Consider the following 16183-nt stretch of genomic DNA (forward strand, 5'->3'; position numbering starts at 1 on the left):
ACGACGCCCGCTCGACTTCGCTTGCCTCTTTTCCATGGACGACACCGCCGCCTCCCTCGATATCTGGCTCGTGCGCGTGCTGCGCACGCTGCTCGTCGAGCGCAGCGTCACGCAAACCGCGCTGCGTCTGAATCAGACGCAGCCTGCAATCAGTACGGCGTTGCGCAAGCTGCGAGAGACGCTGAACGACCCTATCCTCGTGCGCGGCAAGTCGGGCATGGTGCCGACCGAATATGGCGAGTCGCTGCTCACTTCCGCGCAACGGGTGTTGCGCGAGGTGGATTTCGTGGCCACGCCGCACGGCGACTTCGATCCCGGCCGTTCGCGCCGCACTTTTCGGGTAGCCGCGCCGGATTATCTGAACGACTTCTTCATGCCGACCGTGATCGCGCAGTTCCGCGAGGCGGCGCCGCACGCGCGGCTCGAAATCGATTCGCTGAGCCCGATGCTCGACCACACTGCCTCGCTCGATGCGGGCGCGCTCGACCTCGTGATCGGCAACTGGCCGAAACCCGATCCGCGTTTCGAGCGCAGCGACCTGTTTTCGGACACGGTTGTGTGCCTGATGCGGGAGGACCATCCGTTGGCGCGCGCGCCGCTCACGCGCGACGCGTATCTCGCGGCGCCGCATCTCGCGCCGACTCCCTACAGCGGCGCGCGCGGTGGCGCCATCGACATCGGGTTTGCGCGCGCACGCGCCGAGCGGCGCATCGTCGCCACGCTGCCGTATTTCGGCCTCGTGCCGCAGACGCTGCTGCAATCCGATCTGATCTTCACGACGACGCGGCGCTTCGCGACGCACTACGCGAGCATTCTGCCGCTCGCAGTTGTCGAGGCGCCCATTCCGTTTCCGCGTATCAAGTGCTACCAGATGTGGCATCCGCAGCCGGATCGCCCGAGTGATCTTGGCTGGCTGCGTGCGTTGATGTCACAGGTGTCGGACGGGTTGGTCGCGCAGAAGGTTCGGCGCACCAAGCGGCCACGGCAAGGGCCAGCCTGAGGGCGGGGCGGACGCTGCTAATGGAGCGATGACGCGTCCATGCGGCTGAGACGGTTAAGGAGTATTCGGCGACTGATGCGCCTGCGGCTGTGGACGGGTTGCGGCGACCGATGCGGTTGACGTGGTTGACCCGGTCGCCCCGGTTTTATGCGGCCAAGGCGCCAGGCATTTCAGACGTTTGTCGCCATAGGTTGAAGCGCCGCTTGCGTTCCGTTCCCCGCCGCAGCCTGAGCCGCGGTTCGCCGCCCGCGGACTTGCAGCAACTCGGCGCATACCGCCACTGCGATCATCGCGGGCGCCTTATCGACGATGCCAGGCACGCCGATCGGACACGTCATCTGCTCCAGCCGTTCGAGCTCGACGCCACGCGCGAGGAGGCGCCGTTCGAACTTCACGCGTTTTGTCTTCGAACCGATCATGCCGAAGTAGCTGAAATCGCGCCGCCGCATGATACGTTCGGCGAGCGAAAAATCGAGCGCATGGTTATGCGTCATCACCAGAAACCAGGCGCCGGGCGGTGCCGTATCGACGATCGCGTCGGGCGTATCGGTGGCTTCGATCTGCACATTCGCGGGGGTTTCGTCGGGGAACAGTTCGTCGCGCTCGTCGACCCACTGAACTACGCACGGCAGGTTGCCGAGCAACTGGACAAGCGCATGACCCACATGGCCCGCGCCGAACAGCACGATATGCATGGGCGCGGGACGGGGTTCGTCGACCGCGCTGCGCCGGCCGATCCGAATCGAAGAGCACTGGTTCATCGCATTCATTTCTCTCATCACCTCGCGGCCGACGTGGCGGCTCGCACCGCGCCGATCGCCCTGAGGATTTCCTCGCTCGTGGCAGGTGCATTGAGCGGCGGATTCACCCGATGACCGCCCACTGCCGACACCGCATCGCGAATCGCAAAGAACACCGAGAACGGCAACAGCAACGGCGGCTCGCCGGTCGCTTTCGAGCGATGGATGCTGTCCTCCGCATTGCGGTTCTTGAACAGACGCACGTTGAAAACCGGCGGCGTATCGTTGACGGTAGGGATCTTGTAGGTGGACGGCGCGTGCGTCATCAGCTTGCCGCCTGCGTTCCACCACAACTCCTCGGTGGTGAGCCAGCCCATGCCCTGAATGAACGCGCCTTCCACCTGGCCGATGTCGAGCGCCGGATTCAGCGACGCGCCCACGTCGTGCAGCGCGTCCGCGCGCAGCACGCGCATTTCGCCGGTCAGCGTGTCGATCACCACTTCTGACACGGCCGCGCCATACGAGTAGTAGTAAAACGGCCGGCCTTGCAACTTCGCCTGATCCCAGTAGAGCTTCGGCGTTGCGTAGAAACCGTCGGACCACAGCTGGATTCGCGCAAGATAAGCCTTTGCGATGACTTCTTCAAACGGCACCACGGCCTCGCCGACAATCACGCGATCGTGCGCGAAGCGCACGTCGGAAGCATTGACCTCGCCGGCGCCGAAACGCTCGGCGGCAAACGCGGCAAGCCGTTCGCGCAACTGGCGCGCCGCGTCCTGTGCAGCCTTGCCGTTCAGATCGGAACCCGTCGAAGCCGCCGTCGCCGATGTATTCGCGACCTTGCTCGTATCGGTCGCCGTCACGCGAATTCGATTGAAGCCGACGCCCAGTTCATGCGCGACGACCTGTGCGACTTTCGTGTTCAAGCCCTGGCCCATTTCGGTGCCGCCGTGATTCACGAGCACCGAACCGTCGGTGTAGATATGCACGAGCGCGCCGGCCTGATTGAAGTGCGTGACGTTGAACGCAATGCCGAACTTGACTGGCGTGAGCGCGAGGCCTTTCTTCAGCACCTCGTTGTTAGCGTTGAATTCGTTGATCGCCGCGCGGCGCGCGCGATATTCGCTGGTCGTTTCCAGTTCGTCGATCAGTTCGTGAATCACGTTGTCTTCGACGATCTGGCCATACGGCGTCTGATTACGCTCGGTCTTGCCATACAGATTGCGGTGGCGCACGTCGAGCGAATCCTCGCCGATCGAGCGGGCCACGTTGTCCATGATGTATTCGATCGCAAACGCGCCTTGCGGACCGCCGAAGCCCCGAAACGCGGTGTTCGATTGCGTGTTGGTCTTGCCGCAAAAGCCGTCGATAGTCACATCGGACAGCCAGTACGCGTTGTCGAAGTGGCACAGCGCGCGCGTCATCACCGGGCCGGACAGGTCGGCCGAGAAACCGCAGCGCGAGGTCATGTCGACGGCGACGCCTTCGATCACGCCCTTGTCGTCGTAGCCGACTTCATACGTGTAGTGGAAGTCGTGCCGCTTGCCCGTCACCATCATGTCGTCGTCGCGATCCGGGCGCAGCTTCACGGGGCACAGCAGCTTCCATGCAGCAAGCGCCGCGCAACACGCGAAGAGGCCCGACTGCGATTCCTTGCCGCCGAAGCCGCCACCCATTCTGCGACATTCGATCAGCACGTTATGGGAGGCAATGCCCAACGCGTGAGCGACAAGGTGCTGCATTTCAGTCGGATGCTGCGTCGAGCAATACACGTGCATGCCGTCGTCGTCCTTCGGCACCGCGTACGAAATCTGCCCTTCCAGATAGAACTGCTCCTGGCCGCCGAGCAGCATTTCGCCTGCCTCGCGATGCGAGGCGCGCGCGATCTTCGTGCCGGCCTCGCCGCGCACGAGCTTCATTGGCGGCAAGACATGTTGATTGGCGGCACGCGCCTGCTGCGCGGTCAGGATTGCAGGCAATTCCTCATAGACGATCTCCGCGCGGCGCGCGGCGAGCCGCGCAGTCTCGTGCGATGTCGCGACCACGATGAACACCGGCTGGCCGACGTACTGCACGATCCCGTCGGCGAGAATCGGATCGTCGCCGTGGACGATCGGCGCGACGTCGTTGGCGCCGGGAATATCGTCCGCGGTAAAGATAGCGACCACGCCGGGCGTCGCGCGCACCTTATCGAGCGACATGGACACGATCTTTGCGTGCGCTTTGTTCGACAGGCCAAGCGCGGCGTGCAGCGTGCCCGCGACCGTCGGGATGTCGTCGGTGTAAGTCGCGCGACCGCTCACGTGCAGATGCGCCGATTCATGTGGACGCGACACGTGAACCTGCGTGAAGTCGTCGAGCGCCTGAGCGTCCTTCAGAAATGGTTCGGCATGCTGATTCATTGTTGTGTTCTCCGTATTCTTCGTGCGCTTCGCAGGTCTCGCGCGTCAGGCATTTGCTTCGACATTGCCGCTGATACCGACTTGCGCAGGCGCGCAGGCCGCGACCACCGCGCGCACATCGAGCGAGCTTTTCGGTAACGGATTGTTGGGGCGCGTTTCGAGCCAGAAGCGATACAACGTGTTCTTTGCAGCTTCGAGACGATAATTGCTGGTCGCGCGCATATCGGAAAGCGGCGCATAGTCGTTGCCGAGGGCGAGCATCGCGGCTTGCGCGGTGGCTTCATGCCATTCGGCGTCGCGCAGCACGGCTTCTGCGTGCGTTGCGCGCTTCGGCGTCGCGGCCATGCCGCCGAACGCGATGCGCGGCTCACGAATCAAGTCGCCGTCGGCGATAAACGAGAATGCGGCGCACACCGCGGAGATGTCAGAGTCGAAGCGCTTTGACAGCTTGTAGGTGCGGAATTGCAGCTTTTCGCGCGCGCCCGTGCGAGTCGGCACCTTTACGCCGACGACGAACTCGTGCTCCGCCATATCCTTCTTCTGATACGCGAGGTACAGGTCTTCGAGCGGCATTTCGCGTTCAACGCCGCCACCGCGGACAATCACGCGCGCACCGAGCGCGATCAGGCCAGGCATCGAATCGCCGATCGGCGAGCCGTTGGCGATATTGCCGCCGAGTGTGCCCGCGTTGCGAATGGGCAGCGAAGCAAAGCGTTGCCACATTTCGGTCAGCTCGGGATACTGCTTCGCGATCTCCGCGTAGGCGTTTTCGACCGTCACGCCCGCGCCAATTTCGATCCAGTCGGCACGCGTTTCGAGCTTCTGCAATTCGGCGATCTGTCCCACGTACACGACATTGCCGAGTTCGCGCATCTGCTTGGTGACCCACAGTCCGATGTCCGTGCTGCCCGCGAGAATGCGCGTGGCCGGCTCGGCTTGCTTGATCTGCGCGAGCGCTTCGACCGTGCGTGGCGCGTCGAAGCGCTGGCCGGCATGCTCGTAATGAAACGTGTCGTCGCGTTGCAGCGTCGCAAGCGTGCCTGCGAGTGCCTCGACATTCACCGGTGCCTTAGGCGCGGGGGCTTCGAACATGCGCACGGCCGCATCGACGATCGGGCGATAGCCGGTGCAGCGGCACAGATTGCCCGTGAGCGCGTTGCCGATCGCTTCGCGCGAGGGCACTGTCCTGTTCGCGCAGCCATGCTCGTGACCGTGCTTTTCGTAGAGCGACCACATCGACATGACGAAGCCCGGCGTGCAAAAACCGCACTGCGAGCCGTGGCAGTCGACCATCGCCTGCTGTACCGGATGCAGCGAGCCGTCGGGCTGACGCAGATCTTCGACGGTGAAGAGCGCCTTGCCGTCGAGCGTCGGCATGAACTGGATGCAGGCATTGACCGCCTTGAAGTCAACGCCGCCCACTTCGTTGCGCTCGCCAATCACGACCGTGCACGCGCCGCAATCGCCTTCGGCACAACCTTCCTTGGTGCCGGTGCAATGCGCGTCCTCACGCAGATACTGCAGGACCGTACGGGTGACGGGCGCGTCCTTGATCTCGCGGATCGCGTTGCGATGGTAAAAGCGAATTGGCTCAGTCATGGCTTATTGCTCTCGAATGTTCTTTGTGCAGCAGGGATGGTTCGAAAACTATCACCGTCAATAAATACAACCCATAGCTCGGGTCGCATGCGGGACATATTCTCAAACCGATATTGAGATGGAATCGGAGCGCTTTCCGCTTATGTTGGGCTGGCTGGATCGAGACGTTTATGTGTGAGATACCTCGGTTCGGCCAGTTTCCCTAACGCTCGCGAAGCAATTACGCGCGTCGGCGAGGCCGGGTCGAGCATCTGGCTCCCACTATCTGTGGCTGCGCGGCGTTTAAGTCTGATCAATTATTAAGCAAATCCTGCAAGAGAATCGGTTACATGGGAGAATCACGTCTTTCCGCCGTTTTCAAGTCTCGTTTTCCCCATGTCCACCGACACAGCGACACCCCGCAGCGAATTTGCGACGACCATGCAGATCATCCCGGTCGTCTTTTTCACGTTTCTTTGCTATCTGACGATCGGCATTCCGCTCGCGGTGCTGCCGGGCTACGTGCACGACGATCTCGGCTACAGCGCGGTGCTCGCGGGCGCGGCGATCAGCGTGCAGTACCTGGCGACGCTGGCGTCGCGACCGCTGGCAGGACGTTCGGCGGACACGCTGGGCCCGAAGCGCACGGTCACGATCGGCTTGCTCGGATGCGGCGCGAGCGGCGTTCTTTTGCTGCTGGCGGTTTTGTGCGGACGCTGGCCCGTGCTGAGCCTCGGCCTGCTCGTGTGCAGCCGGCTCGTGCTCGGATTCGGCGAGAGCCTGTGCGGCACCGGCGCGATACTGTGGGGAATCGGCCGCGTGGGCACGAGCAACAACGCGCGGGTGATCTCGTGGAACGGCATCGCCACATATGGCGCACTCGCAATCGGCGCACCGCTCGGCGTTGCGATCGAGCGGACGGTCGGCTTTGCGGCGCTCGGCATTCTGGTGATCCTGCTGGCGGCGCTCGGCTTCTATCTCGCCCGGCCGATCGCACCTGTGCCGATCGTGCACGGGGAACGGATGTCATACCGAAGCGTGTTCACGCGAGTCCTGCCGCACGGCATCGGCCTTGCGCTCGGCTCGGCCGGTTTTGGATCGATTGCTACGTTCATCACATTGTTCTATGCGGCGAAGCAGTGGCCGAACGCGGCGTTGTCGCTGACGGTGTTTGGCACGCTGTTCATCGGCGCGCGGCTGCTGTTCGCCAACACGATCAAGACCTACGGAGGATTCCGGGTCGCGATTGTTTCGTTTTCGTTTGAATGTGTCGGTTTGCTGATGCTGTGGCTTGCGCCTGAGCCGCATATTGCGCTCGCGGGGGCGGCGTTGACCGGATTCGGCTTTGCGTTGGTGTTTCCGGCGCTTGGAGTCGAGGCAGTCGGACTCGTGCCGCCCGCGAGCCGTGGTGCGGCTTTGTCGGCTTATTCGGTGTTTCTGGATCTGTCGTTGGGAATTACAGGGCCGTTGGCGGGGTATATTGCCGGCGAGTTCGGGTATGGGTCAGTGTTTCTGTTTGCGGCAATTGCCGCTGCCGCGGCTGTGGGGCTCTCCAGTTTTCTTTATCTTCGGGATGTGAAGGTTGGCAAGATGCCTGCGGCGCTTTGAGCGGTTTTCGGCTCAACGCACCAACTCATAAGTGAGTTCCGTGGCTCCGGCCAGGCAGCGGTGTAATTAGAAATGACGTAGGGAGAGGCCGGAAACCGACCCTACTTGGCCCCCGACAATCCTCTCTCCAACGCCGCGACCCCGGCGGGCAAATCGACCTTAACCCCCAGATCGACCATCGTCCGCCCCAAAGCGTGCACAGTGCGAAACAGATTGTGCTCGCGGCATTGCTCGCCCATCTGCCCGATCCGAACAATCGGCAATCCAAACGACCCTGAGATTTCGACCTGATGCTGCCGCGAAATATGCGCGCACACGTCGCCTGGACTCAGCCCGGCGGGCACCTCGATCCCCACCACCGAATTCAACCGGCAAGCAACCGGCGCATACAACTGCAAGCCGAGCGCGGTCACGCCTTCCTGCAATGCCACCGAACACTTGAGGTGCCGCGCAAAACGCTTCTCCAGCGTCTCGGCGCACACGAGCCGCAGCGCCTCATGTAAGGCCAGCACGCCCGATACCGGCGCCGTGTAGTGATACCCCGCGTTATGCCAGAAGTTCTCCGCGAGCGACGCGTCCAGACACCAATGCGCGTTCGGCGCGGTACGTCCTTTCACGCGCTCCCAGGCCGCATCGGAAAACGCGATCAGCGAGACTCCCGGAATAGACGACAAGCCCTTCTGCCCGCCCGTGATTACCGCGTCGATACCCCATGCGTCCATGGCGAGCGGCATGGTGCTCAATGTGCACACCGCGTCGACGATCACCAGCGCGCCCGCCGCCTTCGCCAATGCGGCGATGTCCTTCAGTTGGTAATTCCAGACCGTATTCGAGGTCTCGCCCTGCACCACCGTGACAATCTCCGGACGCTCGCGGCGGATTGCCTCTGCGATCTCGTCGAGACTCGCCACCGTGCGGTCGGCCACTTCCAGTTCGCTCACCCGCGCGCCGACGCGGCGGCCCATCTCGGCCATGCGCCCGCTGAAGAAGCCGTTCTTGATGCTCAGCACGCGCGTGCCTTCCCACGCGAGATTCGAGATCGCCATTTCCATCGCGGCGGAACCGGGTCCCGCGACGCCCAGCACCCATTTCGAATTGGTCTGGAACACGTAGCGCGCCATCGTCTTTACCTGACCGATCACCTTAACCATGGTGGCGCCCAGATGATTGATCACGATCGTGTTGGCCTTGGCGACCGCTGCGGGAATCGGCACGGGGCCGGCGCCCATCATCAGTAACGGCTCTTCGGGAAGAATGGCGTCGAGCGATTCGACGACCGGACACGGCACAGCAGTAGACGCAACGTTAGATGATGAAGTCGGCATGATCGGTACTTGAAGGAAAGCGCAAAGATGGAATGCACAGGAGCCAACGGCCTCGCCAGCTGTCACACTGGCGAGGCCGTCGTCCGATCATTCACCGATCCGCGCAATTGCGCAAGTTTTTTGACCATGCGTGACCAAGCGGCGCTGCATACGCGCGTCGGCGACGCGCTCTGCCGCATCGAGGTAAAACCTCACTTCACCTTCGTCTTGTCGAGCTTCTTGCCGGTCTCCGCGTTGAAACGCTCAACGTATTCTTCGATCAGCCGCCGCATTGCGCGTCCGATCTGCCGGTAGTCCGACTCGTTGAGATTGGCCAGCGACACACGCCCCGACGCATGCTGCGTGCCGAAGCCGAGTCCCGGCAACAGCACCACCCGAGCCTCGCGCGCAAGACGGAACAGCAATTCGGTAGGCTGCGTGTTCTTCAACTGCCAGTCGACGAACTCGCGCCCGAACATCCGCTCGCCAAGGAACTCAGCGTCGATAATCGTGTAGTAGTCGACCTGGTTCGGATCGCTGTCGTCGAATGAAATGCCGACCTCTTCATAAAGCGCCTGCTTGCGCTTGCGGATCAGGCGCTTTAGCGCGCTCTTGTATGCGTCGGGCGTATCCATCAGCGAGAACAGCGAGAACAGCACCATCTGCACCTGCTGCGGCGTCGACAGCCCTGCCGTGTGATTCAGCGCGACCGTGCGGCTGTCGGCCACCAGACGGTCGATGAATTTGAGCTTCTCAGGCTCTGTCGTGATCGACTCATAACGTTCGTGCAACTGCTTCTTCACGTCTTTCGGCAGTTCCGCAATCAGCCTGTCGAGCACGTTGTCGCGATGCGTCGCGATCGTGCCGAGACGCCAGCCGGTCGCACCGAAATATTTGGAGTATGAGTACACGAGGATGGTGTTCTTCGGCGCAAGCGCGAATAGCGACACGAAGTTGTCCGCGAACGTTCCGTACACGTCGTCGGTGAGAAGAATCAGATCGGGCCGTTCCTTGACGATGTCGGCAATGTACTGGAGGCTCTCGTCGTCCATTTTCACCGAAGGCGGATTGCTCGGGTTGACGAGAAAGAACGCCTTCACTTTCGGATCGCGCAGCTTGTCGAGCTCCTCTTTGGTGTACTGCCAGCCGTTCTCAACGCCGGCGTGCAGATTCACCACGTTCAACCGGTAGTCGTTCAGCCGTGGAATTTCGATGTACGGCGTGAAGATCGGCATGCCGAGCGCGATGGTGTCCCCGGGCTTGATAAGGTGATTCTCGCGCATCGTGTTGAAGATGTACGTCATGGCCGCCGTGCCGCCCTCCACCGCGAACACGTCGAATTCGCCGACGAACGGATGCTGGCCGATCATCTCCCGGCGCAGATATTGCCCGACGATTATTTCGGATAGCTTGAGCATCCGGTCGGGCACCGGATAGTTCGATGCGAGAATCCCCTCGCACATTTCATACAGGAAGTCGCCGGCGGAAAGCCCCAACTGATCGCGCACATACGATACCGCACCGCGCAGAAAGTCGATCCCCGCCACGCCTTTGTTTTCGCGCAGGAACAGGTCGAAACGCTCTTCGAGGCCGTCGCGCCGCGGGAAGCCGCCCACACCTTCGGGCATGTACGCGAACGAGCGCTCCGACTCGCGCATTGCAAAGAGCCCGAGTTGCCAGAAGCCGTGGCGCGGGATCGTCGCGAGAAAATTCGGGTTTCCACGGCCGGCGTTCAGCATCGATGCGTTGGCCGGCCGCTCGACGGCGCCGCCGCCCGCGGCCTTGATGAGTTCGTCCTTGAGCTCGAACGGGCTCAGTGCGGCAAGACCCGGCTGTGCCATGTCCCCATGTTTCCTGTCGTCCTTCTCTTTTGCCATGATGCGTTCTCCTGAGCCAGGTGAAAGACGCCGCCGGGCATTGATCAACGCGATGCCGCGGCCGGCGCGAAGAGATCGATACAACGCGTTTGCTACACGAGTCCCACCACTAGCGGACCCAGCAAGGTCAACGCGACGTTCGCAATTGCATAGGTGATGGCGAACGGCACGGTCGGCACCGCGCTTTCCGCCTTGTCCAGCACGCCGCCGAAAGCCGGATTCGCACTGCGCGAGCCCGACAGCGCACCTGCCAGAATGGCCGCGTTGTTGTAGCGAAGCACGTAGCGGCCGAACAGCATCGTGAGCAGGAGGGGGAACAACGTGACGAACACCCCGAGCAGGAAGATCGTCAAGCCGCTCTGCTTGACCGTGACCACGGCCTGCAGGCCGGAATTCAGACCGACCACGGCGACGAAGGCCGCGAGCCCGAAGTCCTTCAGCAATTGCGAGGCTGCCGTGGGCATCACACCGTACATGGGATGCTTGCCGCGCATCCAGCCGAACAGCAGGCCGGCTAGCAGACAGCCGCCGCCCGAACCGAGCGTTAGCGGAATTCCGCCGACATTCACAACGATGAGCCCAATCAGCAAGCCAAGTACGAGACCGACGCCCATGTAGATGAAGTCGGTCTTGTTGCTGTACGGCAGCTCGTAACCCGCGGCTTCCACGGCGCGCTTGGTGTCTTTCGGCGAGCCATAAAACGTGAGCACGTCGCCATGTTCCAGATGGGTTTCGGGCAGCAGCGGCAGCGGCTGGCCGGCGCGCGTCACGCCCTGCAGATAGACGCCATGGCGCATGTCGCGATCCACCATCTCCCGCGCGACCGCAATCGTCGTGTGGTTCATGCCTTTGCGCGTGAATACGCCTTCGCGCGTTTGCATGACGACGCCGACATCGCCAATGTCGGCAACTTCGCTGCCGTTCGCGCCAAACTCGACGACGGCTTCGCGACGGCCCACGACCAGCACGACATCGTCGAGGTCCAATACCAGGTCGGGTGTCGGGTCGAGCGTATGGCCGCCTCGCTTGACCCGCTCGATTGTCAGCATGTCGCGATGCAGCGTCTCGACCTGCTTCACCGTCTTGCCCGCGCTGACGTCGATCCGGTACGCCCGCCCCACTAGTTCCGGCAATGCCAGAAGCTGTCCTGGTCCGCGCGCCGGCGCGCCCGAGGTGAGCTCGCGTTCTGCTTCGATGGACGCGTCGCGCAGACTCTGCCCCATGAACTTGGGCAAAATATTCACGCATACGATGATCGCGCCGAGCGAGCCGAACACGTAGGTCACCGCATAGGCGATCGCAACGTCGGATTGCAGCGATTTCACCTCTTCCGCGGGCAGCCCGAGGCGCGCGATCGCGTCGCCCGCTGTACCGATGATCGCGGACTGCGTAAGCGCGCCGCCGGCGAGCCCGGCCGCGAGCCCCTTGTTCAGGTGGAACAGCTTCGCGCAGACCACAACGGTGATCAGCGCCGTGACCGCGAGGAAAACAGCCATCGCAATTTCCCGCAGCGTTTTGCGATTCAACGAATTGAAGAACCCCGGACCGGAGTCGTAACCGACCGCGTAGATGAATACGGCGAACATCACCGACTTCACGCCGTTGTCGATCGTCACGCCCGCCTGACTGATCACCACCGCCGCCAGCAGCGATCCGCCGACGCCGCCCAGCTGGAACTTGCCGAAGTTGATCTGGCCAATGAAGTAGCCGGCCGCGAGCGACAAAAACAGCGCAATTTCAGGTGATTTCTGGAATATGTGATGTAGCCAGTCCATCATGCCCTCGCTGGATAGTTTGCGATGCTAATTACCCGACACTGCCCACCGCGCGTGTTCGACACCCGCGCGATAAATCCGACCGGCTAGCTGAGCTTGCCGGCCAGGCCGACCACGACCGGTCCCATCAACGGCAAAAAGATGTTGGAGAGCGCGTAGGTGATCGTGTAGCCGATCACCGGCGTGGAGTTGCCAGTCACACCGACGAGCGCGCTGATCGCCGGCGTGCTGCATTGCTGACCGGCGATCGCGCCGAGCAGCATTGGCGCTTCGAGCTTGAGGAACATGCGGCCAATCCATAACGACAGCAGCCCAGGCACGAGCACCATCAGAATGCCGGCTGCGGGCAGCGCGAGGCCGTAGTCGCGCACGAGCTTGATGGCGTCCGGTCCCGCCGACAATCCCACCGCGGCGATGAAGGTGGCGAGCCCGAAGTCCTTGAGGATTTGCGCGGCCGCCGGGGGCAGCGAGCCGACGAGCGGATGGCGCGAGCGGATCCAGCCGAACAGCAGCCCGGACAACAAACACCCGCCGCCGGTGCCCAATGCGAGCGACACGCCGCCGATGCGCCCGCCCAGGTGGCCGATCGCCATGCCGACCAGCACGCCGAGGCCCAGATAGACGAAGTCGGTCTTCTGGGTCGCGACAAGCACATAGCCGAGACGCCGCGCGCCGCGCTCCACATCGGCCTTGGCGCCGACCAGCGTCAGCACGTCGCCGCGATTCAGTTCGGTGCCGGGCAACGCGGGTATCGTCGTCTCCAGTCGCGTGACGGCCGCAATGTAGACTCCACGCGCCTCGTCCGGCGGTGCCCGCTCGCGAACCTGAGCAACCGTGAGACCGTGCGCGTCGCGCCGTGTCAACACGACGTCGAGCTTTTCGGCGAGCACCTGGCCGAAGCCCGCGCCGTCGACTTCATCGCCGAGATCCGGCGCCGCCGCGACAATCGCTTCGCGGCGGCCCACGACGAGCACGACGTCGCCCGAGGCCAGCGCGAGATGCGGATCTACCGGCACATTCGCGCCGTTGCGCCGCACCTGCTCGATGGTGAGATTGAAGCCGTGCTGCTGCTCAATGGTGAGAACTGTCGCTCCATGCGCCGCGCCGATGCGAAATACGCGGCCCACCAGCGCCGGTGCGGCGGCATGCTGGCCCTCGCCCAACGCTCCGTCGCCACCCAGCGTGCGCCACACGCGCGCCGCCTCGTCGCGCAAGTTGATGCGCAATAGCAAAGGCGCAAACTGGCTTGTGAAGAGGACGATGGTGATGAGCCCGAACAGATAACTCACGCTGTACGCGGTCACGATGTTGGCTTGCAGACGCAGCGTCTGCGCTTCGTCGAAGCCGAGCCTGGCGATCGCTTCGGAGGCCGTGCCGATGACGGCCGATTCGGTCGCCGCGCCAGCCAGCAAACCAGCCGCATGACCGTCACCGCGATGACGATCAGCAGGAGCACCGACACGACCTCGACCACTGACAGCAGCCCATAGCGCCACCCCCGACCGATATTGGCAAAGAATTGCGGCCCACCGGTAAATCCCAGTGCAAAGATAAACAGTGCGAAGGCGATGTTCTTGAGGTCGGGCGCGAGGCGCGCGCCCGTCTGACCCAGTAACAACGCAACGATCAACGTGCCGCAAACACCGCCCAACTGGATAGGACCAATACGGAAAGAGCCAATCAAATAGCCGATTGCGAGGCTCGTGAACAAAGCGATCTGCGGTTGAGTCCTCAGCAATTCACCGATCATGTTGGTTGGCCAAATTTATAGATTTATTCGCAAATTGCTAAATAGATACGTAAGAGAAATTAAGCCTGCTGCCGCCTCCGATAGTTGACTTAAATCAGCTAACCCGACGGGAAAGATGAAATGGCGCCGAAGGGCGCGAAAAGACGCGCGCAGCAAATCACGAATGCCGCGCTGGACCACTGCGTCATTTAATGGAAAACATTTATGACCGGACGTCGCCCGGTGCTCCCGGCGAGGCGAAACGCCGCACGTGCGGCTCTGTGCGAAGCGTCTTCACTCATAAATGGAGCGGGGCATTCACAAGCTTTTTTAAATTATGAAAGTTTAGTACCTCTGTCAATGCTATTTTTTTGTCATCGACACTTGACTTCACAGAGTGCGGACCTAAGCAAACCCCATACACATACGTTTGAGCGCATTGCTTATTGCGATGGCTCCCCTATACTCATTCGCTCTACGCAGCCTGACTCGTTGACATTAGCCGGGAATTCGCGAGCGCCGCGAAACGTTTATGGGAGTACGCGATGCGCATCATTCTCTTCAGCAGCCGTCAATATGACATCGAAACTTTCGCCGAAGCGAACAGCCGGCATCGCTATGAGCTGCATTTCCAGGAATCGCATCTGGACAGCGAAACCGCAGTTCTGGCGCAGGGCTACGAGGTGGTGTGCCCGTTCGTCAACGACCGGGTCGACGCGGCCGTGCTGGAGCGGCTATATGCAGGCGGCACGCGGATGATTGCGTTGCGTTCGGCGGGTTTCAACCATGTGGACCTCGCAACGGCCGAAAGCCTGGGCATCGCGGTCGCCCGGGTGCCCGCCTATTCGCCGCACGCGGTGGCCGAGCATGCGGTCGGCCTGATCCTCGCGCTGAACCGGCGCATTCCGCGCGCCGTCGCCCGCACACGGGAAGGCGATTTCTCGCTGCATGGACTGCTCGGTTTCGATTTGCACGGCAAGGCGGTGGGCGTGATCGGCACCGGCATGATCGGCCGCGTGTTCGGCCGCATCATGGCGGGCTTCGGCATGCGTGTGCTCGCGCACGATCCAGGCACGCCCGCGAGCGACCTGCTCGCGCTCGGCGTGCGCTACGTCGCGCTCGACACGCTTCTGGGGGAATCGGACATCGTGAGCCTGCATTGTCCGTTGGTGCCGTCGACCTATCATCTGATCGACGCCGCCGCGCTCGCCAAGATGAAGCGCGGCGCGATGCTGATCAACACGGGGCGCGGCGGACTCGTCGAAAGCAATGCGCTGGTCGGCGCGCTGAAGGACGGCCAGCTCGGCCATCTCGGCCTCGACGTCTACGAGGAGGAAGGCGGTCTCTTCTTCGAGGACCATTCGAATCTGCCGCTGCAAGACGATGTACTCGCGCGCCTGCTGATGTTCCCGAACGTGATCGTGACCGCCCACCAGGCGTTTTTCACGCGCGAGGCGATGAACGAGATCGCGCAGACCACGCTCGATAACGTCGCTGCGTGGCAAACCGGCGTGCCTCGCAACGCGGTCCGCGCGGCGGGCACAGCGGGCTAGACGCCGCCGGAATTCAGCGAGACCGGGCGAATCGCCGTGCGCGCGTCGTCCGGCGCGCCGCACATCTCGCGCAGCAAGGTCGCCTCGCGCTCGTGAACTTCCACCGGGAACCAGCGCGCGCCGGCATCGGCGAGATAGCGTGCGCGATGCTGGCCATTGCGAAACGCCACCACACCCTCGCGCTCGAAACCGAGCCAGCCGAGTAGACCGGACGCGCGGCGCGTGCAAATCGTCACGTAGGGCATCTGCGGAATACGAGGATTGTCCGGATCGAGGAATTCGCGAATGCCGCGCACTTTCCCCGCATGCCATTCGGCGATGGGCTTCAGAACGTAGTCGGTGTTGTCGCGATCCGCGCAGGCGAGCAGCTTGCGCACGTCGACCAGCACGACCTGATGCCGGGTGCCGTCGGCGACGAACACGCGTTTCAGGCGCACATGGTCGTACCATGAATGCTGGTGAAGCGGCACGATCCAGACCGTCTCCGCGCAGGCCGGCGCAGCGGCGGACGATGAATTGGTCAGAGGCAAAGGCAGGCTCGCTGAGCCGGCGAAGATTCGCCAGCGCGTTAAGAGAGCGCTAACGCTACGAGTCGATTGTGAAAGAAGCATGTCAAG

Annotated in this window: 10 protein-coding genes and 1 pseudogene; 3 read left to right on the plus strand and 8 right to left on the minus strand. The window is 62.6% G+C overall.

The features are described from left to right. Positions 1–34: 34 nt before the first annotated feature. Entirely contained in the window at positions 35–1000 is a 966-nt protein-coding gene (locus JMY24_RS19085; RefSeq protein WP_201702691.1) for a LysR substrate-binding domain-containing protein, read from the plus strand. Between the two features lie 170 nt (positions 1001–1170). On the opposite strand, the gene xdhC is transcribed toward JMY24_RS19085, so the two are convergent. The 3 genes from xdhC to xdhA are packed head-to-tail and all read right to left on the minus strand — an operon-like array spanning position 1171 to position 5741. Continuing rightward, positions 1171–1761 (minus strand): xanthine dehydrogenase accessory protein XdhC, encoded by a 591-nt coding sequence (xdhC, locus tag JMY24_RS19090; RefSeq protein WP_128594342.1) that lies wholly within the window; start codon positions 1759–1761, stop codon positions 1171–1173. 17 nt (positions 1762–1778) lie between these two features. After that, positions 1779–4142 (minus strand): xanthine dehydrogenase molybdopterin binding subunit, encoded by a 2364-nt coding sequence (gene xdhB / locus JMY24_RS19095; RefSeq protein ID WP_201702693.1) that lies wholly within the window; start codon positions 4140–4142, stop codon positions 1779–1781. A 45-nt stretch (positions 4143–4187) separates the two neighbouring features. Further along, a complete protein-coding gene (xdhA, locus tag JMY24_RS19100; RefSeq protein WP_201702695.1) occupies positions 4188–5741 on the minus strand; it encodes a xanthine dehydrogenase small subunit in 1554 nt (517 codons plus the stop codon). Positions 5742–6116: 375 nt separating this feature from the next. Here xdhA and JMY24_RS19105 point away from each other — a divergent pair, with 375 nt between their 5' ends. Next, complete coding sequence (locus JMY24_RS19105) at positions 6117–7328, plus strand: MFS transporter (protein WP_128594341.1); 1212 nt, start codon at positions 6117–6119, stop codon at positions 7326–7328. A gap of 101 nt (positions 7329–7429) precedes the next feature. Here the strand turns inward: JMY24_RS19105 and JMY24_RS19110 are convergent, their stop codons facing one another. The 4 genes and pseudogenes from JMY24_RS19110 to aspT (JMY24_RS19125) form a co-directional block, all read right to left on the minus strand. After that, entirely contained in the window at positions 7430–8653 is a 1224-nt protein-coding gene (locus JMY24_RS19110) for a pyridoxal-phosphate-dependent aminotransferase family protein (RefSeq protein WP_128594340.1), read from the minus strand. A gap of 191 nt (positions 8654–8844) precedes the next feature. After that, positions 8845–10509, minus strand: a complete 1665-nt coding sequence (locus JMY24_RS19115; RefSeq protein ID WP_128594339.1) for a bifunctional aspartate transaminase/aspartate 4-decarboxylase — start codon at positions 10507–10509, stop codon at positions 8845–8847. 92 nt (positions 10510–10601) lie between these two features. Continuing rightward, the gene (aspT, locus tag JMY24_RS19120) at positions 10602–12284 is read right to left on the minus strand and encodes an aspartate-alanine antiporter (RefSeq protein WP_128584363.1); all 1683 of its coding nucleotides are present in this window, start codon (positions 12282–12284) and stop codon (positions 10602–10604) included. 86 nt (positions 12285–12370) lie between these two features. Then, positions 12371–14034, minus strand: a pseudogene (aspT, locus tag JMY24_RS19125) (aspartate-alanine antiporter). A 524-nt stretch (positions 14035–14558) separates the two neighbouring features. Here aspT (JMY24_RS19125) and JMY24_RS19130 point away from each other — a divergent pair. Beyond that, positions 14559–15566 carry a 2-hydroxyacid dehydrogenase gene (locus JMY24_RS19130; protein ID WP_128594338.1) on the plus strand — a complete coding sequence of 336 codons (1008 nt, stop codon included), beginning with the start codon at positions 14559–14561 and terminating at the stop codon, positions 15564–15566. On the opposite strand, the gene JMY24_RS19135 is transcribed toward JMY24_RS19130, so the two are convergent. Continuing rightward, positions 15563–16177, minus strand: a complete 615-nt coding sequence (locus tag JMY24_RS19135) for a plasmid fertility inhibition factor family protein (protein ID WP_128594337.1) — start codon at positions 16175–16177, stop codon at positions 15563–15565. The genes JMY24_RS19130 and JMY24_RS19135 overlap by 4 nt on opposite strands. Positions 16178–16183 lie beyond the last annotated feature (6 nt).

Source organism: Paraburkholderia kirstenboschensis (genome assembly GCF_904848585.1).
In the GTDB taxonomy this organism is placed as follows: Bacteria; Pseudomonadota; Gammaproteobacteria; order Burkholderiales; family Burkholderiaceae; genus Paraburkholderia; species Paraburkholderia kirstenboschensis.

What these genes read in the sequence shown, in the direction of transcription:
- JMY24_RS19085 (WP_201702691.1), top strand. Translation starts at nt 35, where the DNA reads ATGGACGACACCGCCGCCTCCCTCGATATCTGGCTCGTGCGCGTGCTG.
- xdhC (WP_128594342.1), bottom strand. Translation starts at nt 1,761, where the DNA reads ATGAACCAGTGCTCTTCGATTCGGATCGGCCGGCGCAGCGCGGTCGAC.
- xdhB (WP_201702693.1), bottom strand. Translation starts at nt 4,142, where the DNA reads ATGAATCAGCATGCCGAACCATTTCTGAAGGACGCTCAGGCGCTCGAC.
- xdhA (WP_201702695.1), bottom strand. Translation starts at nt 5,741, where the DNA reads ATGACTGAGCCAATTCGCTTTTACCATCGCAACGCGATCCGCGAGATC.
- JMY24_RS19105 (WP_128594341.1), top strand. Translation starts at nt 6,117, where the DNA reads ATGTCCACCGACACAGCGACACCCCGCAGCGAATTTGCGACGACCATG.
- JMY24_RS19110 (WP_128594340.1), bottom strand. Translation starts at nt 8,653, where the DNA reads ATGCCGACTTCATCATCTAACGTTGCGTCTACTGCTGTGCCGTGTCCG.
- JMY24_RS19115 (WP_128594339.1), bottom strand. Translation starts at nt 10,509, where the DNA reads ATGGCAAAAGAGAAGGACGACAGGAAACATGGGGACATGGCACAGCCG.
- aspT (WP_128584363.1), bottom strand. Translation starts at nt 12,284, where the DNA reads ATGGACTGGCTACATCACATATTCCAGAAATCACCTGAAATTGCGCTG.
- JMY24_RS19130 (WP_128594338.1), top strand. Translation starts at nt 14,559, where the DNA reads ATGCGCATCATTCTCTTCAGCAGCCGTCAATATGACATCGAAACTTTC.
- JMY24_RS19135 (WP_128594337.1), bottom strand. Translation starts at nt 16,177, where the DNA reads ATGCTTCTTTCACAATCGACTCGTAGCGTTAGCGCTCTCTTAACGCGC.